The sequence below is a fragment of the Phaeobacter sp. LSS9 genome, from assembly GCF_003443595.1.
Classification (GTDB): Bacteria; Pseudomonadota; Alphaproteobacteria; order Rhodobacterales; family Rhodobacteraceae; genus Phaeobacter; species Phaeobacter piscinae.
On sequence record NZ_CP031956.1, the window covers coordinates 3,442,009 to 3,468,291 of the forward strand.

Below are 26,283 nucleotides of genomic sequence, written 5' to 3' on the forward strand. Positions count from 1 at the left end.
TTTTCTTGCGGGAACCGGGGACGCGGCTATGCTGCATGGCAAAGGAAAGGCGCCGCAGTGCAGAAAGATGATCAGGACATGGCCCAGACGCCACAGAATGAAGCGCCGGATTCGCTGTTGATCACCCCGGTGGCGCCAATTGCCAATTCCACCCATGGCGGGCGGGCGAAATGTCTGCAACGGCTGGTGCGGTTGGATCTTCCGGTGCCGCGGACCGTGGCGTTGTCGTTTCAGGCGGTGCATGGCATTGCCCAGGGCGAGATGCCCGATATGGCGGCGATTGTTGAGGCGTTTCCAGCGGATGCGCTGCTTTGCGTGCGGCCCTCGTCACAGGACCCGGATTGGGGCGGACCCGGTGCGATCCTGAACATTGGCATGAATGACGCGCGCTATGTTGACCTTTGCGACAGTCTGGGGCGTGACGGCGCGGCGGCGCTCTATCTGCGGTTTGTGCAGTCCTATGCGGTGCATGTGGCGCGGCTGGACCCGGATGTGTTTGACGATGTCGAGGACGGCGGGCCGGATGCACTGAGTGAAGTTCTGCATGCCTATGAGGCGGAGACGGATGAGCCGTTTCCGCAGAATCCGGCGGAGCAGCTGGCGGCGGTGCTGCGCTCCATGGCGCGGGCCTGGGAGGGCACCTCGGCGCGGTTGTTGCGACAGGCCAAGGGCGCGCCTGCAGATGCGGGGCTGGGGCTGGTGGTGCAGGAAATGGTGCCGGGGTTTGGTCAGGGCGAATGCGGCTCGGGCGTGTTGCAACTGGTGAATACCAAGACCGGCCAGCCGCAGATCACCGGGCGCTACCTGAGCCAGAGCCAGGGGCGCGATGCGCTGGGGGCTGGGGCCGAGGCGCTGTTTCTGGAGCAGGATCCGCGCGGGCCCTCGCTGGAGGACTCTGCGCCGGAAGCCTTTGCCGATCTGAAATCCCACGCGCGGCTGATGCGGCAGCGCCTGCGTGAGGAAATGCAGGTGGAATTTGTGATCGTCAGCGGCGCGGTGCATATCCTTGACGGGGTGCGCGTCACCCGGTCGGCGCAAGCGGCGGTGCGGATCGCGGTGGCGTTGGCGGAGGATGGTATCATCCCGCGTGCGGAAGCGATCATGCGGGTGGATGCCCATATCTTGACCGAGCTGCTGCACCGGCAGGTGGCCCCGGATGCGACCCGTGACGTGATTGGCCATGGCATTGCCGCCAGCCCCGGTGCGGCCACCGGGCGGCTGGTGTTTACGGCGGCGGAGGCGCAGGCCAGTGCGGCGCGGGGCGAGCCGTGCATTCTGGTGCGGCGCGAAACCTCCCCCGAGGATGTGCGCGGCATGCACGCCGCGGTTGGGGTGCTGACGGAACGGGGCGGCATCACCAGCCATGCGGCGGTGATTGGCCGGGGGCTGGGGCTGCCCTGTATCGTGGGCGCCTCCAACCTCAAATTTCACAGCAAACGCAAACAGTTGGTTGCGACGGACGGGCGTGTATTGACGCGTGGCGATACCATTACGATTGATGGCAGCAGCGGCGAGGTTCTGGCCGGGCAGCCAGAGATGCTGGAGGCGGCGGAAGATGGGGCGTTCCAGACATTGCTGACCTGGGCAGATGAGGTGCGCGACATTGGCATCCGCGCCAATGCGGATACGCCGGAAGATGCTGAAACTGCGCGCAAGTTCAATGCGCAAGGGATCGGGCTGTGCCGTACCGAGCATATGTTCTTTGATCCCGGTCGGTTGACGGTGATGCGGGAGATGATCTTTGCCGAAACCTCGGAGGGGCGGGCGGCGGTGCTGGCGCGGCTTTTGCCGATGCAGCAGGAGGATTTCTTTGCGCTGTTCCGCATCATGGAAGGGTTGCCGGTCTGTATCCGGCTGTTTGACCCGCCGTTGCATGAATTCCTTCCGACCTCCAAATCCGGACAGCGTGAACTGTCTGAGGCGCTGGGCATCCCGGTGAGCGATGTGACCCGGCGGGTTGAAGAGATGGAAGAATACAACCCCATGCTGGGCCTGCGCGGCGTACGGCTGGGGGTGACGGTGCCGGAGATTTACGACATGCAGGCGCGCGCCATCTTTGAGGCGACGCTTGATGCGTCCAAGGAAGGTGAGCCGGTGGTGCCGGAGATCATGATCCCGCTCGTCTCTGCCAAGCGCGAGGTGGAGCTGGTGAAGGCGCGCATTGATGCGGTGGCGCTGGCGGTGAAGGCCGAACGGGGTGAGGATTTCGCCTATCGTCTTGGCGTAATGGTGGAGACGCCGCGCGCGGCGCTGCGGGCCGGTGAAATTTCACCGCATACGGCGTTCCTTAGCTTCGGAACCAACGATCTGACACAGATGACCTACGGCATGTCACGCGATGACGCCGGGCGGTTCATGTCGGCCTATGTCAATCAGGGGGTCTTTCCCGAGGATCCGTTTCACGTGCTGGACACCGATGGTGTGGGCGAGCTGCTGAAACTGGGGGTGCAGCGGGGGCGGGCGGAAAACCCGGATATCACGCTGTCGATCTGTGGGGAGCATGGCGGCAACCCCGAATCGATTGCGTTTTGCCGCGAAGCAGGGTTCGATTACGTCTCCTGTTCCCCGTTCCGGGTGCCTGTGGCGCGGCTTGCTGCAGCGCAATTGGCGATTTCCAGCCAAACCGGAAAATCTCCACGCGAATCCTTAAAGTCCTAAGGAAAACAAGGGGCTTTCTCAGTCGCAGGATATGCGGGCGGATTGACGCCTACCCAGCGGTCAGCGGGGTGCGCTGTCCCGTCGCTGGACGTTTGCAGGGATTTCCACTAGGAGGTGCGATCGCGTGACGTTGGGATGGCCGTGCGCGACCTTTCTAGTGGGGATACCCTGATGAAGATTCTGACAGTAGCTGCCGTGTTTGCTGCCGCCTTGGCAGCGGCCAAAGATGTATATGCGGATTCTGGTTTGGACGCGCTGTTCAAACGTGAGCAATCCACCCTGAACGCCGTGCCAACGGGGCGTTTGAACAATTTTTTCAACTTCAGCCGCTCGGACAAGAAGTCCAAGCCGACCGAAGTTAAATTCACCACGGCCTGGCTGGACAGTGTTCCTGCCGCCAAAGGGGGCGACAATTTCGCCTGTCTTGCTGAAGCGCTCTACTTTGAGGCGCGGGGCGAGACCGTGAAGGGGCAGTTTGCCGTCGCCGAGGTGATCATGAACCGGGTCAAATCCTCGCAGTTTCCCAATAGTCTCTGCGCGGTGATCAATCAGGGCACAGGTCGCAAATACCAGTGCCAGTTTACCTACACCTGTGATGGCCACAAGGAAGTGATCCGCGAAAAGACGGCGTTTGAGCGGGTCTCAAAAGTGGCGCGTCTGGTAATGGACGGGGCAACCACCGGGATCACCGATGGCGCCACCTATTATCACACCACGGCGGTGCGCCCGCGCTGGAGCAAAAGCTTCACCAAGACCGCGCGGATCGGCGTTCATCTGTTCTACCGTGATGACCGGTTCCGGACCGCATTGAACAACTAAGGCGTGTTTTGGGGCTTGGCTGCCGGGGCGGAAATCTCGGCAGCGCCGCTTTCGGCCACTGGTATGGCGCATGAAGGCCTGTTATGCGGGCGCCGCATGTTTATGCTGGAACCTCACCGCCAGATAGCCAGTTCAGGGGCCCGTTCGTCATGTCGTCAGAAATTCGTCTCGCATTTGCGCACCCTTCGGAACGGTCGGAGGCCACGGCCTCGCGTGGACCGTTGGACCGGATTTCGCTTCGGGATCATACGGTAGAGGTCGAGATCGGCGCCTTTCAGGCGGAGCGCGGCACGACCCAGCGGATCTGCTTCAACGTGGTTGTCGAAATTGCGCCGCTGCCGGCGGATCTGGACGACGATGTCGACCGCATCCTGTCCTATGATCGTGTGACTGAGGCGATCGCGCATGAGTTGTCGGAAGAGCGGTTGAACCTGCTGGAAACTCTGGCGGAGCGGGTTGCGGAGCGGATCCTTCTGGAACCGCAGGCGGTGCGCGCCTTTGTGCGGATCGAAAAGTTGGACCGAGGCCCCGGTGCGTTGGGCGTCGAGATTGTGCGCGCGCGCGATCAGGTTGCCAGCGAGGTGGACAGCGAAGAGCGCCCGCATCCAAGGCTGATGTATCTGTCCAACAGCGCCATCGACAGCGACGGGTTGAGTGGTTGGATTGACCAGATGCAGTGCCGCCAGCGTCCGCTGATCCTTTGTGTCGGCGCGCATGAGCTGGCAACACCGCAAACGGGTCACAAATGGACCCAGCGGCGGATTGATCTGCTGGCCATTGAACAGAACGCTTGGCGGCTGGCCGCAAAGGATGACCGCTGCGTTGTGGTTTCCACGCGGACAGAGCTGGACTGGGCCATGAAAAACGGGCAGATTTGCGTCTGGGCACCGTCAAAAATCGTTTTGGATGCGGTAGATGGCCCTTCGGCTGCGCCTTCGGAAGCGGTGGCGTTGGCTGCGTGGTTCGCCGCCACATTCGAGGCTGGCGAAATGATCGTGATTGGCGCTGCACTGCCTGACAATCCGGGGGTGCCACTGCGCGCTGTGGATGTGGAGCAGACCCAACTGTGAGTTATTACCGACCGCTGGTTCAGCACGGGGAAAACCGCCCCGAGGGAGCATTGTCGCTGATCAGTGGCGCTCTTTGGTTTACCCAAGTCGAAGTGCTGGACCGCGGCGCACCGCCACGGCTGATGCCCGCGGGGCTGCTGCCCGAGGATGTGCGGCACAGGCTGACGGCACGGCGGGCGACGATTGCCGGGCTGGATATGACCCAGCCACAGATCATGGGCATTCTGAATGTAACGCCAGACAGTTTTTCCGACGGCGGCCAGCATGATGAAGTCGGCACGGCCTGCGCAGCTGCGCTTCAGATGGTGGCGGATGGGGCCAGTATTATTGATGTTGGCGGCGAATCCACCCGTCCCGGCGCCGAGCTTGTGCCTGAGGAGGAGGAAATCCGCCGCACCGCGCCGGTGATTGCCGCGATCCGTGCCGGGTCGCAGGTTCCGATTTCCATCGACACCCGCAAGGCAGTGGTGCTGGCCGAGGCGCTGGAGGCTGGCGCGAGCCTCACCAATGATGTGTCCGGCTTTACCTTTGATCCGGCGCTGGCGCCACTGACGGCGCAGGCCGGGGTGCCCGCCTGTATCATGCATGCGCAGGGCGATCCCGCGACGATGCAGGACAGTCCTACCTATGATAACGTGTTGCTCGACGTTTATGATTTCCTCAAGGCGCAGATTGACCGGCTGGAGGATATCGGCGTGGTACGTGAGCAGATCGTGATCGATCCCGGCATCGGCTTTGGCAAAACGCTGGAGCACAATCTGACCCTGTTGCGAAACCTTAGTCTGTTTCACAGCCTTGGCTGCCCGATCCTGCTGGGCGTTTCTCGCAAGGGGTTCATTGGCAAACTGGGTCATGAGCCGGATGCCGCCGCCCGTGCGCCTGGATCCATCGCGGTAGGGCTTGCAGCCCTGGCCCAAGGCGTGCAATTCCTGCGGGTGCATGATGTTGCTGAGACGGCGCAGGCGGTTCGCCTGTGGCAGGCCGTCCGATAAGACCCCGACCGAAAGGGCTGATATGCGCAAATTCTTTGGCACTGATGGCGTGCGCGGCACTGCCAATATTCATCCTATGACTGCAGATATGGCACTGCGCATCGGCGCTGCCGTGGGCCGGTATTTCCGGCGCGATGCCTCCGGTGTGCACCGGGTCGTGATTGGCAAGGATACCCGCCTGTCCGGTTATATGTTCGAAAGCGCGCTGACGGCAGGGCTGACCTCGACCGGGATGAATGTGCTGCTGCTTGGCCCGGTGCCGACCCCGGCCGTTGGCCTAATGACACGGTCGATGCGGGCTGATCTGGGCGTGATGATTTCTGCCAGCCACAATCCGGCGGCGGACAATGGCATCAAGTTTTTCGGCCCCGATGGGTTCAAACTGTCCGACACCGTTGAGATGGAGCTGGAAGCCCTGATCGAAGCGGGTGTTGAGCCTGCGCAGGCACAGAACATCGGGCGCGCCAAACGGATTGATGATGCGCGGTTTCGGTATGGCGAGCGGGTCAAGAGCTCCCTGCCGCGTGATATCCGTCTTGATGGGCTGAAGGTCGTGATTGATTGCGCCAATGGGGCGGCGCACCGGGCCGCGCCTGAGATCCTGTGGGAGCTGGGCGCGGAGGTGATCCCGGTGGGGGTTTCACCGGATGGCACCAATATCAACCGCGATTGCGGATCGACCCATCCGGGCACGGCGGCGGAGACCGTTGTCGCTCATGGTGCCCATGTTGGCATCTGTCTGGATGGTGATGCGGACCGGGTGATCCTGATCGATGAGACCGGCAAGGTGGCTGACGGTGATCAGTTGATGGCGCTGTTGGCAACACGCTGGGCTGAGGACGGTGTGCTGGCGGGGGATGCGCTGGTGTCGACCGTCATGTCGAACCTTGGGCTGGAGCGTCATCTTGCGGCGCGGGGCATCGACCTTCAGCGCACGGCTGTCGGCGACCGCTATGTGGTGGAGCGGATGCGCGAGGGCGGGTTCAACCTTGGTGGTGAGCAATCCGGCCATATCGTGATGACGGATTATGCCACCACCGGTGACGGGTTGATGGCTGGGCTGCATTTCCTGGCCGAGATGGTGCGCGCTGATAAACCGGCCTCTCAGCTTGCGCAGCAATTTACACCGGTGCCGCAGCTGTTGAAAAACGTCCGCTTTGCCGCCGGCCAGACGCCACTGGAGAGCGATCAGGTCCAGACGGCGATCAAGGTGGCAGAGGAAACGCTGGCCGAACAGGGTCGTCTGTTGATCCGTAAATCAGGCACTGAACCGCTGGTTAGGGTGATGGCTGAGTGCGAAGACACCGAGATGCTGACGGCAACGGTGGATAGTGTGGTTGCTGCGGTTGAGGCAGCGGTCGCGACCTAGAACGGTCTCTGGATTGCGATACGAAACACAGGAATGGCCCGCCGCTGATTTGTCAGCTGGCGGGCGTTTTTTAGTCTGTGGGCTATTTTCCTGTGCGCCCGAATAGCCGTGTCAGGGCGCCAAACTGGCTGATGCACAGGCCGCTGAGGATCAGCAGCAGCGCGATCAGCATCGCGGGCGGCAACTCTTCGCCCAGAAAGACGGCGCCCAGCACCACGGCCCAGACCGGCACCTGATAATTCGTCAGTGTCATGAAGGTGGGGCCCGCCTCGCGGACCACGATCACGCGCAAGAGATTTGCGGCGGCGGTTGGGATCAGGCCGAGGACCGCTGCGATAAACAGCGTGCGGGTGTCAGGGATCACCGGCGGCCCCTCAGCCAGCCAGGCGACGGGGATAATGAGCGCGGACCCGATGAGCAGCAGGATGGCCGCCAGCCCCAATGGATCCACCGGCGGCAGCCGACGTGTCAGGATGGAGCTGACCGAGTAGCAGGCGGCCGCCGCAAGACAGGCGGCACGACCATAGCCTTCAAGTGCTGCGCCGCTGCTTTCAAACGCGGTGCTGCCCAGCAGGACCGCCACCCCGGCAAAGCCGATGGCAAACCCGATCACGCGGCGCAGGGTCATTTGCTCACCCGGGATAAAGACATGCGCCAGCGGCAGCACCATCAGCGGAATGGCGGCCATGCTGACGCCAGTGAAGCCAGAGGAGACATGCTGCTGTCCCCATGAGATGAGCATGAAGGGCAGGGCGGTGCTGAGGATGCCGATGAGGGTCAGCGAGGGCCAGTTTGCCTCGGATTTGAACAGTTTGAAGCCGCGCACACCCCAGATCGCCGTTAGCAATAGGGCGGCAAAACAGATGCGGCTGGCGGCCAGCCAGAATGGGGTCGTGCCCTCTAGCGCAAGCTTGATCAGCAGGAATGTTCCGCCCCAGACAAAGCCGAGGATGGCGATCATCAGCCAATAGCGCGGTGCGATGTTGGGCATGGGGTCCTCCGCCGGTTCACCGCGCGACAAGACCCCGCCGGGCAGGTGGGGTCAATGGCAATTGCTTTGTTATCTATCGAAGTGGTTTCACGGGCAGGCCGCGCGCACGGCGGTTGCGGCTGAGAAGGAGACCTCCGAGGATCAGCGCCAAGGCGGCAAAGAGTTGCGGCGGCAGGGTTTCACCCAAGAGGGCCGCGCCGAAGACCACCGACCAGACGGGCACCTGATAGTTCACGGTTGAGAGGAACGCCGGGCCTGCGCTGCGGGCGACCTGAACCAGCAGCACCTGAGCAAGGGCGGTGGGCAGCAGGCCGAGGTAGATCACGGCGGCGAGCGGCTGCATGGCGGGCAGCTCCGGCACACCTTCGGCCCAGAGCGCGGCGGGGGTCATCATTGCAGCACCGCAGAGGAGAGCCGCAGCGGAGAGGGACAGCATGTTCACCTGCGGACAGAGCCGGGTGATGATTGAGCCGATGGCGTAGCACAGCGACGCGCCGAGGCAGGCCAGCCGGGCAAGGGATTCAAAATCTGTGCCAGCAGAGCGAAAGGCATCAAGGCCAATCAGCACCACCACGCCGGCAAAGCCGATCAGGAAGCTGATGGTACGACGCAGGGTCATATATTCGCCGGGCACCAGAAGGTGTGCCAGCGGCAGCACAAACAATGGCACCACAGCCATGCACACCCCGGCAAAGCCGCTGGCCACGTAGGTTTGCCCCCAGCTGAGCAGGGTGAAGGGTAGGGCGTTGCTGAAGAACCCCATGCCGAAAGCGCAGGCCCAGATAATCCGGCCATCAGATGTGCGCAGCGAGGGCAGGGCGATGCCCATGGCCCTGATGACAGCGAGCAGACACAGCGCGCCGATCAGGATTCTGAGCGCGGCGATGGTCATTGGCGGAAAGCCCCGCAGTGCCAGCGACACCGCCATGAAGGAGGCGCCCCAGATCACACCAAGAAACAGAAGCTTGGCCCAGTTGGTGGTGCCGGGGGAGTCGCTCATCACAAAACCTCAATCACTGGCAGCTTGCCGGTTTGCCGGAAAACTGCGCTGCTGCTGACAAGTCGGGGAGGGCGGCGCCTGACCCTGGGAGGGTGCGAAGCGCCCTCCCGTGGGGAGGGTCGGGCGCTGCCGGGCCTATCGGCCGGGCGGCAGGATTGGAAAATGATTTTCTGAATAAAAAGGGCGCCCCAAATCGGAGCGCCCAGCAGAGGAAAAGGCTGCGGAGGGTTCCGCGGGCGCCTTAGTTCTTTTCTTTGTCGACCATCTTGCCGGCCGAGATCCACGGCATCATGCCGCGCAGCTTGGCGCCGGTTTCTTCGATCAGGTGCTCGTCATTGGCACGGCGGGAGGCTTTCAGGGTGGGCTGACCAACCTGGTTTTCCAGCATGAAGTCGCGCACGAATTTACCTTGCTGGATGTCGTCCAGAACCGCTTTCATGCGGGCTTTGGTTTCGTCATACTTCAGGATGCGCGGACCGGTGACGTACTGGCCGTACTCGGCAGTGTTGGAGATCGAGTAGTCCATGTTGGCGATGCCGCCTTCATAGATCAGGTCAACGATCAGCTTCACTTCGTGCAGACATTCGAAATAGGCCATTTCCGGGGCATAGCCGGCTTCGACCAGGGTCTCGAAACCGCAGCGGATCAGCTCAACCAGGCCGCCGCAGAGAACGGCCTGCTCACCGAAGAGGTCGGTTTCGCATTCTTCACGGAAATTGGTTTCGATGACGCCGGAGCGGCCACCGCCGATGGCGGAGCAGTAGGACAGACCGATTTCCAGCGCCTTGCCGGTGGCGTCGGTGTCAACAGCCACGAGGCAGGGCACGCCGCCGCCTTTGGTGTATTCGCCACGCACGGTGTGGCCGGGGCCTTTCGGGGCCATCATGATGACGTCGACGCCTTCTTTCGGCTCAATCAGGCCGAAGTGGACGTTCAGGCCGTGGGCAAATGCGATGGCCGCACCCGGCTTGATGTTGTCGTGGACGTATTTCTTGTAGGTCTCTGCCTGCAGTTCGTCGGGCATGGTGAACATGATCACGTCACACCAGGCCGCCGCTTCTGCGATACCCATGACCTGCAGGCCTTCGCCTTCGGCTTTCTTGGCGGAGGGGGAGCCTTCGCGCAGAGCAACGACGAGGTTTTTGGCGCCAGAGTCGCGCAGGTTCAGCGCGTGGGCGTGACCCTGGGAGCCGTAGCCCAGAATGGCCACTTTCTTGTCCTTGATCAGGTTAACGTCGCAGTCGCGGTCATAGTATACACGCATGATATCATCGTCCTTTTGTTTCGTGTTTGAGGGCATCATAAGGCGTGTTGGCAGGCAAAGTAGCCCTGATGTGAGTGAAAATCACCAAAAATGTGCAATGGTTATTCGTCAAAAAATGATATAGCATAAGATTCATGCTTGATGACCTTGACCGACGCATACTTCGCCACCTGCAGGCGGACCCGGAACAATCGCTGCCGGATTTGGGGGACCGCCTCGGCCTTACGGCCTCGCGGCTGTCCCGGCGGCTGGAGAAGCTGCGCGAGAGTGGGATCCTGCTGGGGCAGCGTGCAGTGATTGACTGGCGTGCCTTGGGCTATGAGGTCGAAGTTTCCCTGCGGATCACGCTGGACAAGACCAATTCACGGGCCTTTGATGAGTTTATCCCCGCCGCACGCGAGATTCCTGAGGTGCTGGAGATCCAGACCTTTCTGGGGCAGGTGGATGTGCGGCTTTCGGTGATTGCGCGGGACATGCCGCATTACCAGCAGATTTACCGCGCTGCGATCCTGACCCTGCCGCATATCACCGATATCGAGGCACTGATGCATGTGGCGCGGATCAAATCGGACGAGGCGCTGCCGATATGATGGCGCTGGATGAGATTGATCACGCGCTGTTGCGCGCGCTTGGGCAGGATGCGACGCAGTCTGCGGGTGCTTTGGGGCGCGAGCTGGGCCTTAGCCAGCCAGCCACGTGGCGGCGCATTCGCCGGTTGCAGGAGGCCGGCATCATCACAGGGCGCAAACTGGAGCTGGATGCAGGCAAGCTGGGGTTTGGTGTGACAGTTTTTCTGGGCATCAAGCTGGCCACCAAGGGGCGCGTGTCGCTGGAAGATTTCGAACGCGCGGTGTCCGCCATTCCTGAGGTGCAGACGGTGGAGCATATTCTGGGCATGTATGATTACCGCCTGCGGGTCACTGCCCGCGATATTGCCGATTTTGAGCGGGTGCTGCGGCGGCGGGTGATGACCCTGCCCGGCGTGGGCAGTGTGGATGCAAACGTCCTGCTGAGCGAGGAACGCAGGCCCGGTCCGCTGGGCTAGCCTAGAGGCTGCGGCGCAGGGAGATATTGCTGGATCGACCAAGCCCGTATCGAAGCGTCACGCCAATCACTGCGAGGCTGATCACCAGCCAGAGACCACCCCAAATGACGGTCGTTCCGCCGATTTCCTCCGCCATCATACGGGCGTCGGAGCGCAGGTAAGAGCGCGCGATTGTATCGTCCCAGATATCAAGCGGCGCATAAATCATGCTGCTGATGCCGATAATCCGCAGGATCAGGTCATTGACGGCAAGGCTGAGATAGCGCGCGGTGGCCAACATCAACACGCCTGTCGTCAGGGTGAAGACCAGCGCGAAGAGATCACGGATATAGATGGCCGCAACAAGCAGCGTGAGTGCCCCAAACAGAGCGAGGATTCTACGATCCCAATCGGTGCGCAGGGCGATGACAAACAACGCAGCCCCAATGAGCAGCGAACCGGTATACCCGGCTGACAGCATCAGAAAGCGGTTGCCACCCCGCGCGGTCACGCTGCCGCCCTCATAGGGGTCTATGGTGAGATTGAGAACCTCACCGCCGGTGGCAAGGGTGACAATGGCATGAGATGTTTCATGCAGGAAGACGGTCAGGATACGCAGCGGCAACACAGCTGGTGTGGACCAGAGCAGCACGATCACCAGCGTCAGGCAGATCAGCTGCCAATGTCCTGTGATCACACGCCGAAGAACTTGCATCCTATTTGACACCCAGCCCCATCTGCATGAGCGTTTTGCGCACCGGTGCCATGGAGTAGAGCGCATTGAGCCCAAAGGCGCGCAGATCACGCAGCGGACGCGGGGTCAGCATGGAGGTCCGGTTCAACAGGTCGATCCCCTTCACCCGCATCAGAATATCGCTGTGGCGGGCCTTGTGGTAGCTGTCGAGCATGGCAGCATCACCCAGCCCTTCGGGACGGGCCTGCGCCAAATCCAGCAGCACGCGCAGATCGCCCAGCGACATGTTCAGACCCTGCGCCCCGATGGGCGGCACCACATGGGCGGCCTCTGCCATCAGGGCCAGGCGTTCGCCAGTCATGCGGGCGGCTGATTGGCTGATGATGGGCCAGATGCTGCGGCGGGAGGCAAGCCGCAGCTGTCCCAGGACGCCGCAGCTGCGCCGGTTCATTTCAGCCTCAAAAGCGTCCACATCCATGCGCCGCAGCGCCTGCGCCCGTGGGCCGCGTTCCATCCAGACAATGGCGGACGAGGGCTGGCCGTTGTGATCCGGCAGCGGCACCAGTGTGAATGGTCCGCCAGAGCGATGGATTTCGGTCGAGACGTTTTGATGTGGCTGCGCGTGTGTGACGGCAAACGCCAGCGCTTTCTGCCCGTAACGGGTTGTTCGCACGGAGATGCCCGCCGCGCGTCGCATGGGGCTGTCGCGCCCATCACAGGCCAGCACCAGGCGGGCGGTGACGCAGGTGCCGTCACTCAGGGTGACCTGTGCGGCGTTTGTGCGCGTGAACAGGTTACTGGTACCAAGACCGGGGCGGAAATCCACGGTATCGAGGTCATCAAGACGCGCCAGAAGTTCGCGGCGCAGGAGCCAGTTGGGCAGGTTCCAGCCAAACGGTTGATCGGAGATGTCGGCAGATTTGAAATCCTTGGTGACGCGGGCCACGGGCTCAGCGCCGCCTGCATCAATGATCCGCATAATCTCCAGCGGGGCGGCGTGGCTGTCGAGCCGTGCCCAGATCCCCGCCTTTTGCAGCAGTGCCTTGGCCGGTTGCAGGATCGCGGTGGTGCGCAGATCGGCCCCGGCATCGTCGCGCAGCGTCACGGGCGGCGTCGGGTCGACGCAGATCACCTTGAAACCGGCAGCCCCCAGTGTCGCCGCAGCGGTCAGCCCAGCGATGCCGCCACCGGAAATCAGAATGTCGCAACTGTCAGCCATGGAACCTGCCTTTCGTCTCTGCTTCTGAGATAGGCTGGTGATGATCGGAATGACAAGCGACATACTGTCCCTTTTGGCGGCGCCGTCGACTGCGTCTGCGCAGATCTAGCCGCGGGTGATGCTTAGCAGGATCACGAACATGATCGCTGTTTTGGCGACCGCAGGCAGGAACAGCGCCGGCAGGCCCCAGATGGCGACGGCCAGCCCCCAGAGCAGCACATAGAGCAGAATGGCCAGCAGGGCCTTCGTCGCATTGGCCTGATCGCGGCTGTCAGAGGGTGTCACAGGGGATGGAGCAGCGGGGGCGGCCATCGTTGGCGCAGTTTGCTGCTGGGCGTGGTCAAAAGTCATGTCGTTCATTGGGCGGCATCCTCAGTCTGAGCAATCCGCGCGGATCGTGGCAGCGGGACGCCACGGACGCGCATCAAAGATGCCAGCCATATATACCTTATCAGCCCCGGCAAAAGAGCGGTGCGGCGGCGCGCCACAGGGGTGCGACAGGATGCGCAGCCGGGGCTGTGTGTGGTGGCACCGGTGCTCAGAGCAGGCCGAGAAACCCGGTCAGATCATCGGTATGATGGTGGATATGCGCGCCGGGTGTTGCCTCGGGCGCGACATGGACGGTCCGCATGCCCAGATCATGCGGGGCCTGCAGGTTGCGTGGATCATCCTCAAACATCGCGGCCTTTGCTGTGTCGATGCCGGCCTTGGCAAAGATGATGTCAAAAGCCTGGCGCTCCGGCTTGGGGCGATAGTTGGCGTGTTCAACGCCGTAGATGTCGTCAAAACAGCCCTCAAGCCCCCGCGCGGCCAGCACCTGCTCGGCATAAGGCGCGGTGCCATTGGTATAGATGATCCGTTTGCCGGGCAGGGTCTTGATCCGCTCAGCCAGCAGGGCGTCCGGCTCCAGCTGATCGAAGTTGATATCGTGGACCTCCAGCAGGAACGGATCTGGATCCAGATCATGATGTGCCATCAACCCCGCAAGGGTGGTGCCATGCTCGCGCCAATAGTCGTCGCGCAGCTTGTTGGCCATTTGCTGGTCAACGCCAAGGGCGGACATGACATAATCCGTCATCTTGACCTCAATCTGGTCAAACAGCCGGGCAGATGGATGATAGAGGGTGTTGTCGAGGTCGAACACCCAGTGGCGGACGTGAGAGAAAGATTGCGATACCATGGCGAGGGACCTAGGCCGCGACCTATGCGATTGCAAGCATCGCCGGTGGAATAGATGTGGTCGAAACGCGATCCTTGACTGGAATACACCACGCGATCTTAACCGCTTGGCCGGGGCGGGGTTGATTGCACAGCGGCGAGGCCTGTAGACATCGGGGAGCAACAATCCAAGGATCGACATGAGCCTTCCTCGCAGTACCAGCCAGACCGACGCTTATGCGCTGATCCTTGAAGCCATTGATGTCGGGGTCTATCGCCCCGGTGACCGTCTGGTCGAAAGCGACCTTGCGGAACGATTTGGTGTGTCACGCACCCCGATCCGGGAGGCCTTGCAGCGGCTGGAGACGCAGTCGCTGCTGGAACGTGACGGGCGGTCGCTGATTGTTGCCTCGCTGGACCATAACCAGATGGCGGAGCTGTATGTGGTGCGGCGTGAGCTGGAAGGGCTGGCCGCCAGCCTTGCGGCGCGGCATGCCACCGAAGAAGAAATCCGGGTGCTGCAGGAAATGGTCGCCTCGGATGATGCCTTTGTCGACAATCCGACGGAGCTGGCCAAGGCGAACCGTCGCTTTCATGAGCAGATCCATCTGGCCTCCCACAATCGGTATCTGGTGCAGCAGCTGAACCTCGTGCATCGCACCATGGCGCTGATGGCAACCACATCACTCGCCGCGGAGGGGCGGGGTCGGATTGCGCAGGCGGAGCATAAGAGCATTGTGAGCGCCATTGAGCGGCGCGACGAAGAGGCCGCCGGCCGGGCGCTGAAGGATCATATTTCGGTGGCCTTCATGACACGGTTGAAACAGGACGCTGGCGATCGCAGCAAGGGGTAGGGCGCCCGCTGCCCTCACCCTATGTTCGGGGGAGCGGTGTTTTGCGGGATTTCTGTGATTGCCCATGCGCCGTCTTGTCCCAGAAAAACGGTTTGAAGATCAGCTCATAAAGCGCCTTGTAAACGGCGATCACCCCCATCGGGAAATACAGGATCATGCTGGGCGCCCAGAGCGCCAGCCAGCGCCGTCCGCTGGCGAAGGCAGCGGTGATCCCGATCGTGATGCCCAGCAACTCGAAAAATACCAATACGGCAGCAGCCAGATAGGGCCCCCCGGCAGGCAGCAGTGGCGTGCTGGGATGGTCGAACCCCAGGGTGATCAGCCAGAAGGTCCAGAGGCAGGGCGCCAGCAGGAACTGACCGACCGTGCCGAGGAAGAACGCCTGCAAGCCAAGAAATTGCCGCCAGCCCAGTTGCCGCGCCAGGACGGCGGGGCGGCGCATATGGACCAGATAGGTGACCATGAAGCCCTTCAGCCAGCGTGATCGTTGCTTGACCCACGCCCAGGGACGGCAGTTTGCCTCCTCATAGGTGGTGGTGGGCAGCATCTCTGTGCGGTAGCCAAGGCGGCAGAGCCGGACGCCAAGATCGGCATCCTCGGTCACGTTATGGGCGTCCCAGCCGCCCAGTTGTTCAAGTATGTCGCGGCGAATAAAAAGTGTGGTGCCGCCCAGTGGGACCACCAGACCGAGGCGCGCGATGCCCGGCAGCACGATGCGGAACCAGCTGGCGTATTCAAGCGTGAAGCAGCGCGATATCCAGTTTTGACCGGGGTTGTAGTAATCCAGCGCGCCCTGCAGGCAGGCCAGATCATTGTCCCCTTGGGCAAAGGCGCGGGCGACCTGCTCCAGCTGCTCAGGGTCCGGTGCATCCTCGGCGTCCCAAACGCCGATGATTTCACCCCGGCAGTAGTTCAGCGCGTAGTTCATGGCCCGCGGTTTGGTGGTGAGGCCGCCGTGGGCGGGCACCTCGATCACCCGGAACCAATCCGGCAGATCGGCGCAGCGAATGGCATTGCGGGTGACCTCGTCTTCCTCTTCCAGGACCAGCAGAATCTCCAGCAGGCTGCGCGGGTAGGTCAGTTTACACAGGCGTCGCAACAGGGCGCGGCCAATCTCCGCCTCCTTGTAGAGGGGCACCAGAACGGAGATCCGCGGCAAGCGTTGCTGCGTTGCTGGCCCCCCCAGTACCTGATCGGAGCGGAGCGGTGTCTTGGGCTGTGATCGGGTCTTTTGATGCAGGCGCTGCCGGTGTCGATCCTGAAGATGGGACAAAAATCCGGCACATTTCAGCAGCACAAACAGCAGCAGTGTCAAAAGGGCGAGACCGCACAGCAGGGTGAAAACCACCCTCGGCATGATGGTGACAAGTGCAAGGGTCGCCAGCCCGATGAGGAGCGGCACACCAAGCCAGTTCGGCTGGCCAAGGGTGCGGCAACTGTAGGCCAGCGGCACGCAGGCGCTGGCATGGCGGGCGAGATCATCGCGAAAATGAGCGGTCAGCAACTCGGTGATCTGGGCCTCGCTGGCGAGGACCGGTCGGATGTCGCCAAAACTCTCCGCAAGATCGCGCTGTAGCTCAGCCAGACCGGCCGGATGCGCAACCGCCACCACAAGTGTCTGCCCCAGTTGCATATATGGCAGCGCACAGCGACGCAGCCAAAACTGGGCGGGTTTGCGCGCGAGCAGACGCGCCTGGGGGCGGTGACCACCCAGATCAACCCGTTGCAGCCCATGCTCGGACGATAGCGCATCCAGAACCTGTTCCTGACTGGCCCACCCTTCGGAAACAAGGATGTGATCAATCGGAACACGCTGATGCTGGCGCAGAACCAGCGCCCGCATCAGGTGGTCCTTGCTGACGGCGTGATGCTCAACCAGACGCCGTTCAAACGACGTTTGGCGCTCTCGCCGGATCAGGGGCCGCGCGGCCTCGATCAGTCTGAGGTTGTGTTCAACCATAACTGCACAGTTTATGCGGTTATGGATTCGGACAAGAGATTTTTTGGCAGGGGGCTGTCCAAATCCCTGTTATCCATGGCAAAACATCGCCATGGATCGGTGTTTTTTGCGAAGGCTTATCTAAAGCTGTGCCGATTTACGCGGATTTACGCGCGGCCATTGCCTCGGCGAAACGCTCAAACAGATAGAAGCTGTCCTGCGGGCCGGGGCTGGCCTCCGGGTGATGCTGGACGGAATAGACCGGACGATCCGAGATGCGAATGCCGCAGTTGGACCCGTCAAACAATGAGACATGGGTCTCCTCAACGCCGTCGGGAAGGCTCTGACCATCTACGGCGAAGCCATGGTTCATCGAGGTGATTTCGACTTTGCCGGTGGCGTTCTCTTTCACCGGGTGATTGGCACCGTGGTGGCCGTGGTTCATTTTGACGGTCTTACCGCCAAGCGCCAGTGCCAGCATCTGATGGCCGAGACAGATCCCGAACATCGGCAGATCGGTTGTATCGAGGATTTCCTTGATCATCGGCACGGCATATTCCCCGGTGGCGGCTGGATCGCCCGGACCGTTGGACAGGAAGACACCATCAGGGCTATGCGCCAACACGTCTTCAGCGGTGGCGGAGGCAGGCAGCACAGTAACGTCGCAGCCCGCAGAGGCGAGGCACCGCAGAATGTTGCGTTTCGCGCCATAGTCGATGGCGACGACTTTGTGCTTGGGCGCCTCCTGCCGGGTGTAGCCCTCAGGCCAGGCCCACCGCATCTCGTCCCAACGGTAGCTTTGGGTGCAGGTGACGTCTTTGGCCAGATCCAGACCTTCCAGACCGGACCATTCGCGGGCCTTGGCGACCAGGGCTTCGATATCAAAGTTGCCGTCAGGATCATGGGCCAGCGCCACATGCGGCGCGCCGAGCTGGCGGATTGCACGGGTCAGACGACGGGTATCAACGCCGCCGATGGCAATGCGATTGGTCCGGGTCAGCCAGTCCTTCAGCTCTTCGGTGGCGCGCCAGTTGGAGGCCAGTGTCGGGTCCCATTTCACAACCATGCCCGCGGCGACCGGGTCAGCGGTTTCGTCATCTTCCGGGGTGACGCCGGTGTTGCCGATATGGGGGAAGGTGAAGGTTACGATCTGCCCCGCATAGGAGGGGTCGGTCATGATTTCCTGATAGCCGGTCATGGCGGTGTTGAAGCACAGTTCTGCAACTGTTTCGCCATATGCTCCGAAGCCGTTTCCGTAAAAGATGGTGCCATCTGCGAGCGCCAAACATGCGGTGGGTTTGGGCGTGACGGTATCGGCCATGGCGCGACTCTCCAATCTGGGCAAAATTCATGGGCTTTTAAGGGGAGGGCCGCAAGGCGTCAAGCCTGCCTAGGCGTGTTACGGCCGTGTTTTGACCGCGTTCGGGCGGTCTTCTTGCTGGGCTAAGGCCTTTGATGGCCGCTGGGGAGTGCCCCAACGTCATTCGGAGGGCCGCAACTTGAATTGCCCTACCACTTTAGGTAAAGATCCGGTTTCCGACTCCGTGGGAATGGACAGATAAATGGATACGCGAACTCGGGTCAATATGGCCCTGAAACAGGCCATGAAGGACCGCGCAGCAGCCCGACTGGCAACCCTGCGTCTGATCAATGCCGCGATCAAGGACCGCGAAATTGCCGAACGGGTGGATGGCGAAGCCGGGGGAATTGGCGATGCTGAGATCCTCGCGATTCTGGGCAAGATGACCAAGCAGCGCAACGAAAGCGCGCGCGCCTATGAAGAGGGTGGGCGGCTGGATCTGGCAGAGCGTGAATTGGGTGAGATTGCCATCATCGAAGAATTCCTGCCCAAGCAGCTGAGCGATGATGAGGTGGCAGAGGCCGTGAAGGCCGCTGTTGTCGATACCGGTGCCCAGTCGATCCGGGATATGGGCAAGGTGATGGGCGCGCTGAAGGGCAAATACACCGGCCAGATGGATTTCGGAAAGATCGGTCCGCTGGTCAAGGATCAGCTGTGCCAAGGGGGCGATTGCTGACCTGCCACTAAATGGCGGATATCGTTGCAGAGATCAGAAGCCCGCCGCGTTTGGCGGGCTTTTTTGTGTGCACGGCGTGATTGGGTTTCGGCACAGATCGGCGGCGTGCACCAGGAAGCTGTCCCGTATGTCTGCTGCAAACGGATTGTCGCGCAGGATTGCCTCCAGCACACTGGGGGCATCTCCCGTCACCATGCGGCTGGCCTGCTGCATCAGCTCGAAACTGGTGGTGGTCATCCGAAGGGTCTCCGGCGCGACCTGATTGAGGGCCTGAGCGATCAGATGGGTGAGCCCCTGTACCGTCGCCAATTCACGGTCATGCGCTTCGGGTGTGGTCCAGATCACCTCAAGCTGGAAGATATGCCGCAATATTGCTGCCAAGCGTAATGGGCGACCGCCGCGCAGGGGGCAGAGGGCGATTTTCTGACCCGCGAGTCCCTGCCGGGTGCTTTCGGGACCAAAGAGCGGATGGGTGCCAAGCAGATTGACCTCTGGCGGCAAGATCCGTTGCATCAAATCGGCCGTCGCCATTTTCACGGATCCGACATCCAGCACCCATGTGCCGGGCCGAACCAGCGGCGCGAGCGCGCGACACAGCGGCTCCATCGCGCTGACAGGCACGGCGAGGATCACCAGGGGGCAGGCGGCGGTCTCAGCAAGTGAGCCGAACCGGAGCGATGGGTGGCGTGGCCCCTCATCGGTCTGTGCCGGATCATAGACGCAGATCGGCACCAGCGGTGACAGCTGACGGGCGATTAACTGCCCAAATGCGCCAAAGCCAATGAGGCCAACACGGGAGAATAGAGGAGGTTGGGGCATCGAAATCGGGCTCCGGTCTGTGCCGCGATGCCGATGGAAAGGATGGGAGATGATGTCTCAGACCGCCGGATCGCGGCGGGGTAAACATCAAAGAAATGAGAATGCGTCCGCCGTTATGGAAACAGCGGATAATAGACGGTCGAAAAGATCAGGCTCGCATTGGTCATAAGTCAGCCATAGCCGGGCTGGGCGTCTATGTCAAAGGGCAGCACGTCAAGGGGCCTCATGCCTTGCGAAAGGCGGTCTGTAGCTCGTCATAGAGTGCCTTGCGCTCATCCTCTGACAGGAAGGCACCAATTTCGACCTCGCGACCGCTGCCGCGCAGGGTGACATAGTTGGGCACCGGGCCATCATCGGTGTGCAGCTCGACCTTGGTCCAATAGCGATTGCAGCTCCAATTCTGGCGCGCGCATGTTGGATTGATACGCTCCAGATGCGCTTCGCTGGGGTCCAGCGTCAGAACCTCCAGCACGTGGCGGTCGCGGCGGCTGCGGTCCAGCGCCCATTTGACGGCAAAAAGCGTGGCCGTCACAAAGGGCAGAACCCCCCAGAGAGCAGCGCTGCCCAAAAGCGGGATCATCGGAATGGTGATCAGCGCGGCGAGCACCCCGAGAAAACGCACATACCCCCCCGGTGGCAGCGATTGATGCGGCCAAAGATGCAGCTCCTGATAGCTGTCGGTCCGGGCGGTGATCCATTGGTAGGGCATGGCGTGAATTTAGCGTCTCGGTGAGGGCTGTCCAGCACTCTGGCGGCTGACAAGTTCACAGATGTGCCAAGACCTGCTGATACAAAGAAGAAGGCCCCGAAGCGGGTGCTTCGGGGCCTGTCTGTGTTTCAACTCATCTGCACCTTAGTGCGAATGGGAGCGATCCCAGTCTTCCTGCTTGGGCAGGATTTCGAAGGTGTGCTCCGGCGGCGGAGAGGGCAGGGTCCACTCCAGCGTGTCGGCATATTCGTTCCAGTAGTTGTTCTGGGTGATACGAGCGCCACGCAGCAGCGAGTAGATCACAACACCAAAGAACAGCAAGAAGGAGGCAAAGGACAGGAACGCGCCATAAGACGAGATCTTGTTCCAGTAGGCGAACCCTTCCGGATAGTCGATGTAACGACGCGGCATGCCCTGACGGCCCAGGAAGTGCTGCGGGAAGAAGGTCAGGTTGGCGCCGATGAAGAACATCCAGAAGTGGATCTGGGCGCCCAGCTCGTTGTACTGGCGGCCGGTCATCTTGCCGAAGTAGAAGTAGATGCCGGAGAAGATCGCGAACACTGCGCCCAAGCTCATCACGTAGTGGAAGTGCGCAACCACGTAGTAGGTGTCGTGATATGCACGGTCCACGGAGGCCTGCGACAGAACCACACCGGTCACACCACCAACGGTGAACAGGAACAGGAAGCCGAAAGCGAACATCATCGGTGCTTTGAACTCAATGGAGCCGCCCCACATGGTGGCGATCCAGGAGAACACCTTCACGCCCGTTGGAACCGCGATGACCATTGTGGCCAGCATGAAGTAGGCCTGCTGGTTCAGCGACATGCCGACGGTGTACATGTGGTGCGCCCAAACGACAAAGCCCAGAACACCAATCGCGATGATCGCCCAGACCATCGGCAGGTAGCCAAAGACCGGCTTGCGCGCGAAGGTCGCGATCACGTGAGAGATGATGCCAAAGCCCGGCAGGATCACGATGTACACTTCCGGGTGGCCGAAGAACCACAGGATGTGCTGGTACAGGATCGGGTCGCCGCCGCCTGCAGGATCAAAGAAGGTGAAACCGAAGTTGCGGTCCATCAGCAGCATGGTGATCGCGCCCGCCAGAACCGGCAGGGACAAGAGGATCAGCCAGGAGGTGACGAAGATCGACCAGCTGAACAGCGGCACCTTGAACAGTGTCATACCCGGCGCGCGCATGTTCAGGAAGGTGGTGATCATGTTGATCGCACCCAGGATCGAGGACGCACCAGAGACGTGAACGGCGAAGATCGCCAGGTCCATGGAGAATCCGCCTTCGTTGGTGGACAGCGGCGGGTAGAGAACCCAGCCGACGCCGGAACCGGCCTGATCGTTGCCGCCCGGTGCGAGGACCGAGGCAACCGCCAGCGAGGTACCCGCGACATACATCCAGAACGACAGGTTGTTCATCCGCGGGAACGCCATGTCCGGCGCGCCGATCTGCAGCGGCATGAAGTAGTTGCCGAACCCGCCGAAAAGCGCGGGAATAACCACGAAGAACATCATCAGGATGCCGTGGCCGGTGATCAAAACGTTCCAGAGGTGCCCGTTGGGGGTACATTCCGCAGACGCATCTGCAAAAAGACGTGCGCCTTCGAGGCACATGTACTGAACGCCGGGATCCATCAGTTCAAGCCGCATGTAAACGGTGAACGCGACGGAGATGAAACCAACGATCGCCGAAACGATCAGGTAGAGAATGCCGATATCCTTATGGTTCGTGCTCATGAACCAGCGGGTAAAGAAACCGCGCTCGTCTTCGTGGCCGTGACCATGAATGGCTGCATCTGCCATTAAGGTGCCTCCTGTTGCATAACGATAGGCCCAAAAAACCGTATAGGTGGGCCTAGACTCATCTTGCGTTTTAGTTCGCCCGCAACAGGCCTTCAATGGCGGAGTTTGATATGGATCAAGAATAATTGTCGCGGGCAGTCCCGTTTCGGGCTGCGCGGACTCCCGACGGGTGTCACGGTCGAGGGCGGGACCTCGCTTTGGCGCCCGCCGAATTCAACGCCAATACCGCAAAGCGATACTGTTTTGTCAATCAAGATGCCGTGGCGTGCTTGACCCTGATCGCCGGGGGCGCGAAAGTCCGTCCGACGACCTCACGGAGTGCAGATAGTGGCGCAATACGATCCAAACAATATCTTCGCGAAAATTCTGCGCGGAGAGCTTCCCTCCTACAAAGTGTATGAGGATGAGGCGACCTTCGTCTTCATGGATATCATGCCGCGATCTGACGGTCATATGCTGGTCATCCCCAAGACGCCGTGCCGCAATCTGCTGGATGCCTCAGCTGAGCAACTGGCCGCCGTGATGGCCACGGCGCAGAAGATGAGCCACGTTGCGATGCGCGCGTTCGATGCGCAAGGGGTTACGGTACAGCAGTTCAATGAGGCTGAAGGCGGACAGGAGGTTTTCCATCTCCATTTTCACATCCTTCCGCGCCGCGGTGGTGACACCGTGCGGCCGCCCGGCATTATGGCCGATCCCAACATCCTGTCTTCACATGCTGAGAAAATGCGCGCGGCACTTGCCGCTGAGTGAGGGGGACGCAGGGCAACCCAACAGGTGGCGCCCTGTGGTTGAGACACCATTGGCTGGTCGGGGTCGCAGGTTATTCCACCTTGGCGCGAAAAAAAAGGATTGATATGTGTGGCCCGTTTATCCTAGGGTCGCCGAAATTTTCACGAAGTCCTTAAAACATTGGGGTTTGACCGCGTCGGTGAGACACGGAGCGCATGGTTTGCGCGCTCCGGTGCTGACGGGGTTTAGGTATGGGGAATACCTACAGCAGCCGCTGCTGAAGCGTCGGGCCATTGAGGGATGTACCCGCAGGCGAGGCAGGGTGACGGCCCTGATTGAGGTCAGGGCTGATTGTGTTCACACCGCGGGTGTTTGTACGCTGCGGGTTTGCAAAGTGACGGGCGTTTGCCTGTGTATGTTGCTGAGGAGGGGCCGTGGGTAGGACGGCAGAGGATAGTGGCGATTCAGATGGTTTGTCGGATGAAACGGTGGCAGCCGCTGTGTATGCCTCGGTTCTGGGCACAGCCAACGCCGAGGCCTGGCGCGACCGGTTGAACCGGGCCGGGTATGATGATGTTTCCGAACTGGCCTCCCGGTCTGCGATTGGTTCGGGCCTTGCCAGCAGGCAGACTGCGGCTAGGGCGGGCTGGAATGGCCCTGCGACGCAGGCGAGTGACATAGATCTCAACTCTGTTCTTTTGGCGGAGGGGGAGGGAATGGGCCCTGTGCTGATCGGGCGTCACTTCGACCGGGCAATCTACCTCAGAAGCCGATTGGCAGCAGCGCAGAATCATGGCTGTTGGCCAGAACTTCAGACCGTGCTTCCTTGCGGTGATCGCAACTGGGCGCTGATATCGCACGAGGCCGAGGTTTTGGCCGCAGGGGGCGACTGGCCTGGCAGCGGGCGGGTCACCGAGCCGTTTATGTCCAACAAGTTGCAGATCACGGATGCTGACCTGCCAAAATGGCATCACCTGTTCGACGCCGGTGCGCGGCGCCCTGCGCTTGTGCTGTTACGGGCTGCCGGGGGGCATCTGCTGATGTGTCAGCCACTTGGAGGACGTGCGGTTTTCTCCAACATGGCGGAGGGTGATGTCGGCGCTGATCAAATCGGCTTGAGGCACACGGATCTGTCACGGCGATCCCCCAGCACGGCAGATCTGGCCGCGCCTGCATTTTTGGTGGAGCAGGTACGGACCGCCTGGTCGGACACGGCGGCAACCCTGATCGCAAAGCGGTTTGGATTCGACCCGCAGGAGATGTCGCTGCTGCGGCGTTTGCTGACCGGTGACAACTGGGTCGAATTGCGGATAGGCACGGGGGGACAGCGTGGTCCTGAACTGGCTGTTCTGGGCAGGATGCTGACCAAGACAGCCGCACCGAGCTGCCCGGAAATGCTGCGATTTCTGGCGTATCTGATTGCCCAGACGGTCGAGGATTACGAAGTCGCGGCAGGGGTCGCATCGCCGCCGCAAAAACGGCTTTCTTTGCCTTGCGGGCTAAGCTCGCGCTATCTGCGTTTTGGCGCGGCGCGTGGGCAGGCGGTGATCTTTGTGCACGGCATCTTCGACGGTATCGCCGGGGTGCAGCGGTTGCAGCCCATGCTGCGTGCGCGCGGCTTGCAGGTGTTGGCGCCATTGCGCTGTGGATACGGCGCGTCGGACCGATTGCCGCGCCAGGCCGATCCTGTTGATCTGTTCATCACGCAGCTTGAGGCGCTGATTGATACCGAGGGGTTGGAGCGGCCTATCCTGCTTGGACATCGCAGTGGCTGCATGTTTACCGCCGCTGCAGGGCGCCGACTGCGGGACCGTCTGGGCGGGGTTATTGGCGTTGGCGCGACGCTGCCGCTGCCCAGTATGGGGCAGGCGGGCGCTTTGCGAGGACATCAACGTGCCATGGCGCTCAGCGCGGTTCATGCCAGGGCAGTATTGCCGTTGGTGGTGCGCAGCTGGTCCCGGTCGGTGCGTCAGAAAGGGTCGCAGGTCTTGGTCTCGCGCCAGATTGCAAAAGACAGCGCTGATCGGAGATTGCTGGCGGATCCCGAATTGAGCGCTGTGCTGGAGCAGAGCCACAGGATGATGATGCAACATGGGCGCGGCGGATATGAGACGGATCTGCGGCTGGCGGCGCGCCCGCGTGAGACACGCCACAGTGCCAAAGCGGCGCCGACCATCTACCTGCATGGCGGTGAGGATACCGTGACCCCTGCGGAACGGTTGCAGGCAGCGCTTGGCCCCGGCAGTGCGGATCTGCAGATCCGGATCAGCAAACGGGCCGGAACCATGCTGCTTTACGCGCAGCCGGAACTGGTGTTCGCAGCGATCGAGGATTTGCGGCAGCGCATCCCCTCGTAAGCGCGAGCTTACCGTCGGTCTTTGACGCTGGCCTAATCCGTGGGGCAGGTGTCTGTTGTGGCGAAGGCCACATCGAAGCACTGTTTCAGCGCGACATCGACGTCGGTCATGGTCACCGGCAGGCCCAGATCCACCAGGCTGGTGACGCCAAATTCTGTGATGCCACAGGGCACGATGCCGTCAAAATGGCTGAGATCGGGTTCGACATTGATCGAAATGCCGTGAAAGCTGACCCATTTGCGCAGGCGGATACCAATGGCCGCGATCTTGTCCTCGGTCTTCTCACCATTGGCACGCAGGGGCTTGTCATCACGTTCGACCCACACACCAACCCGACCATCGCGGATATGACCGGTCACGTTGAAGCGATCAAGCGCCAGGATCACCCAACGTTCCAGCTGGCGCACGAAGCACCGCACATCCCGGCCACGTTTGGCGACATCCAGCATGACATAGATCACGCGCTGCCCCGGCCCGTGATAGGTATATTGCCCGCCGCGCTTGCTCGGATAGACAGGAAAGCGATCAGGATCTGTCAGATCTTTGGGCTGCGCTGAGGTGCCTGCGGTGTAAAGCGGAGGATGTTCAACCAGCCAGATGCATTCCTCTTGGGTTCCGGCGGCAATCCCGGCGGCGCGGTCTTCCATGAAAGCGACGGCCTCGTCATAGCCGGTCAGGCCTGAGGTGGTGATCCATTCAACCATCGACGGTATCCTTTGTTACGACTTTTGTAACCAGTATAGCGCGGCGCGCCGAATTTT

General features: G+C 61.4%; 24 protein-coding genes. 11 read left to right on the forward strand and 13 right to left on the reverse strand.

Features of this window, described 5'->3' with window-relative positions; genetic code table 11:
• Positions 1-78: 78 nt before the first annotated feature.
• The 5 genes from D1820_RS16360 (at position 79) to glmM (ending at position 6,908) form a co-directional block, all read left to right on the forward strand.
• Complete coding sequence (locus D1820_RS16360; RefSeq protein ID WP_118070270.1) at positions 79-2,658, forward strand: putative PEP-binding protein; 2,580 nt, start codon at positions 79-81, stop codon at positions 2,656-2,658.
• Between the two features lie 135 nt (positions 2,659-2,793).
• Complete coding sequence (locus D1820_RS16365; RefSeq protein ID WP_118069773.1) at positions 2,794-3,477, forward strand: cell wall hydrolase; 684 nt, start codon at positions 2,794-2,796, stop codon at positions 3,475-3,477.
• 149 nt (positions 3,478-3,626) lie between these two features.
• A complete protein-coding gene (locus D1820_RS16370; protein ID WP_040181954.1) occupies positions 3,627-4,547 on the forward strand; it encodes a dihydroneopterin aldolase in 921 nt (306 codons plus the stop codon).
• Positions 4,544-5,539: a dihydropteroate synthase gene (gene folP / locus D1820_RS16375; protein ID WP_118069774.1), complete on the forward strand. Its 996-nt coding sequence runs from the start codon at positions 4,544-4,546 to the stop codon at positions 5,537-5,539. Before D1820_RS16370 ends, folP begins: the two co-directional genes overlap by 4 nt.
• Positions 5,540-5,561: 22 nt before the next feature.
• Positions 5,562-6,908 carry a phosphoglucosamine mutase gene (glmM, locus tag D1820_RS16380; protein WP_118069775.1) on the forward strand — a complete coding sequence of 449 codons (1,347 nt, stop codon included), beginning with the start codon at positions 5,562-5,564 and terminating at the stop codon, positions 6,906-6,908.
• Between the two features lie 82 nt (positions 6,909-6,990).
• Here the strand turns inward: glmM and D1820_RS16385 are convergent, their stop codons facing one another.
• The 3 genes from D1820_RS16385 to ilvC form a co-directional block, all read right to left on the reverse strand.
• The gene (locus D1820_RS16385; protein ID WP_118069776.1) at positions 6,991-7,899 is read right to left on the reverse strand and encodes a DMT family transporter; all 909 of its coding nucleotides are present in this window, start codon (positions 7,897-7,899) and stop codon (positions 6,991-6,993) included.
• Between the two features lie 73 nt (positions 7,900-7,972).
• A complete protein-coding gene (locus tag D1820_RS16390) occupies positions 7,973-8,899 on the reverse strand; it encodes a DMT family transporter (RefSeq protein ID WP_040181599.1) in 927 nt (308 codons plus the stop codon).
• A 241-nt stretch (positions 8,900-9,140) separates the two neighbouring features.
• Positions 9,141-10,163, reverse strand: a complete 1,023-nt coding sequence (ilvC, locus tag D1820_RS16395; RefSeq protein WP_096790211.1) for a ketol-acid reductoisomerase — start codon at positions 10,161-10,163, stop codon at positions 9,141-9,143.
• A 134-nt stretch (positions 10,164-10,297) separates the two neighbouring features.
• On the opposite strand from ilvC, the gene D1820_RS16400 reads away from it, so the two are divergent.
• A complete protein-coding gene (locus tag D1820_RS16400) occupies positions 10,298-10,753 on the forward strand; it encodes an Lrp/AsnC family transcriptional regulator (protein WP_118069777.1) in 456 nt (151 codons plus the stop codon).
• Positions 10,750-11,208: an Lrp/AsnC family transcriptional regulator gene (locus tag D1820_RS16405; RefSeq protein ID WP_040181596.1), complete on the forward strand. Its 459-nt coding sequence runs from the start codon at positions 10,750-10,752 to the stop codon at positions 11,206-11,208. Before D1820_RS16400 ends, D1820_RS16405 begins: the two co-directional genes overlap by 4 nt.
• Before the next feature lies 1 nt (position 11,209).
• Here D1820_RS16405 and D1820_RS16410 read toward each other — a convergent pair whose 3' ends face one another.
• From D1820_RS16410 to D1820_RS16425, 4 genes are all read right to left on the reverse strand, one after another.
• Positions 11,210-11,902: a M50 family metallopeptidase gene (locus D1820_RS16410; protein WP_118069778.1), complete on the reverse strand. Its 693-nt coding sequence runs from the start codon at positions 11,900-11,902 to the stop codon at positions 11,210-11,212.
• A 1-nt stretch (position 11,903) separates the two neighbouring features.
• On the reverse strand, positions 11,904-13,100 hold the full coding sequence (locus D1820_RS16415) for a UbiH/UbiF family hydroxylase (RefSeq protein WP_118069779.1): 1,197 nt from the start codon (positions 13,098-13,100) through the stop codon (positions 11,904-11,906).
• Between the two features lie 105 nt (positions 13,101-13,205).
• Complete coding sequence (locus D1820_RS16420; protein ID WP_118069780.1) at positions 13,206-13,460, reverse strand: hypothetical protein; 255 nt, start codon at positions 13,458-13,460, stop codon at positions 13,206-13,208.
• Between the two features lie 178 nt (positions 13,461-13,638).
• Positions 13,639-14,280, reverse strand: coding sequence for a pyrimidine 5'-nucleotidase (locus D1820_RS16425; protein ID WP_118069781.1), 642 nt, complete (start codon positions 14,278-14,280; stop codon positions 13,639-13,641).
• 178 nt (positions 14,281-14,458) lie between these two features.
• On the opposite strand from D1820_RS16425, the gene D1820_RS16430 reads away from it, so the two are divergent.
• The gene (locus D1820_RS16430) at positions 14,459-15,112 is read left to right on the forward strand and encodes a GntR family transcriptional regulator (RefSeq protein ID WP_118069782.1); all 654 of its coding nucleotides are present in this window, start codon (positions 14,459-14,461) and stop codon (positions 15,110-15,112) included.
• A gap of 19 nt (positions 15,113-15,131) precedes the next feature.
• Here D1820_RS16430 and D1820_RS16435 read toward each other — a convergent pair whose 3' ends face one another.
• Both D1820_RS16435 and carA read right to left on the reverse strand, forming a co-directional pair.
• Positions 15,132-17,072 (reverse strand): glycosyltransferase, encoded by a 1,941-nt coding sequence (locus tag D1820_RS16435; RefSeq protein WP_254683331.1) that lies wholly within the window; start codon positions 17,070-17,072, stop codon positions 15,132-15,134.
• Between the two features lie 136 nt (positions 17,073-17,208).
• Positions 17,209-18,372, reverse strand: a complete 1,164-nt coding sequence (gene carA, locus D1820_RS16440) for a glutamine-hydrolyzing carbamoyl-phosphate synthase small subunit (protein ID WP_118069783.1) — start codon at positions 18,370-18,372, stop codon at positions 17,209-17,211.
• 241 nt (positions 18,373-18,613) lie between these two features.
• Between carA and D1820_RS16445 the strand changes: the two genes are divergently transcribed.
• Positions 18,614-19,087, forward strand: a complete 474-nt coding sequence (locus D1820_RS16445) for a GatB/YqeY domain-containing protein (RefSeq protein ID WP_118069784.1) — start codon at positions 18,614-18,616, stop codon at positions 19,085-19,087.
• 33 nt (positions 19,088-19,120) lie between these two features.
• Here the strand turns inward: D1820_RS16445 and D1820_RS16450 are convergent, their stop codons facing one another.
• The 3 genes from D1820_RS16450 to ctaD all read right to left on the reverse strand — a co-directional run bounded on the left by D1820_RS16450 (position 19,121) and on the right by ctaD (position 22,433).
• Complete coding sequence (locus D1820_RS16450; RefSeq protein WP_118069785.1) at positions 19,121-19,906, reverse strand: prephenate dehydrogenase; 786 nt, start codon at positions 19,904-19,906, stop codon at positions 19,121-19,123.
• Between the two features lie 223 nt (positions 19,907-20,129).
• The gene (locus D1820_RS16455) at positions 20,130-20,615 is read right to left on the reverse strand and encodes a DUF2244 domain-containing protein (protein WP_118069786.1); all 486 of its coding nucleotides are present in this window, start codon (positions 20,613-20,615) and stop codon (positions 20,130-20,132) included.
• Positions 20,616-20,759: 144 nt separating this feature from the next.
• On the reverse strand, positions 20,760-22,433 hold the full coding sequence (ctaD, locus tag D1820_RS16460; RefSeq protein ID WP_014873767.1) for a cytochrome c oxidase subunit I: 1,674 nt from the start codon (positions 22,431-22,433) through the stop codon (positions 20,760-20,762).
• A 327-nt stretch (positions 22,434-22,760) separates the two neighbouring features.
• Between ctaD and D1820_RS16465 the strand changes: the two genes are divergently transcribed.
• Complete coding sequence (locus tag D1820_RS16465) at positions 22,761-23,186, forward strand: HIT family protein (RefSeq protein WP_118069787.1); 426 nt, start codon at positions 22,761-22,763, stop codon at positions 23,184-23,186.
• A gap of 467 nt (positions 23,187-23,653) precedes the next feature.
• Positions 23,654-25,522 (forward strand): alpha/beta fold hydrolase, encoded by a 1,869-nt coding sequence (locus tag D1820_RS16470; protein WP_254683332.1) that lies wholly within the window; start codon positions 23,654-23,656, stop codon positions 25,520-25,522.
• A gap of 32 nt (positions 25,523-25,554) precedes the next feature.
• On the opposite strand, the gene lipB is transcribed toward D1820_RS16470, so the two are convergent.
• Positions 25,555-26,226 carry a lipoyl(octanoyl) transferase LipB gene (gene lipB, locus D1820_RS16475; RefSeq protein WP_118069789.1) on the reverse strand — a complete coding sequence of 224 codons (672 nt, stop codon included), beginning with the start codon at positions 26,224-26,226 and terminating at the stop codon, positions 25,555-25,557.
• Between the last annotated feature and the right edge of the window lie 57 nt (positions 26,227-26,283).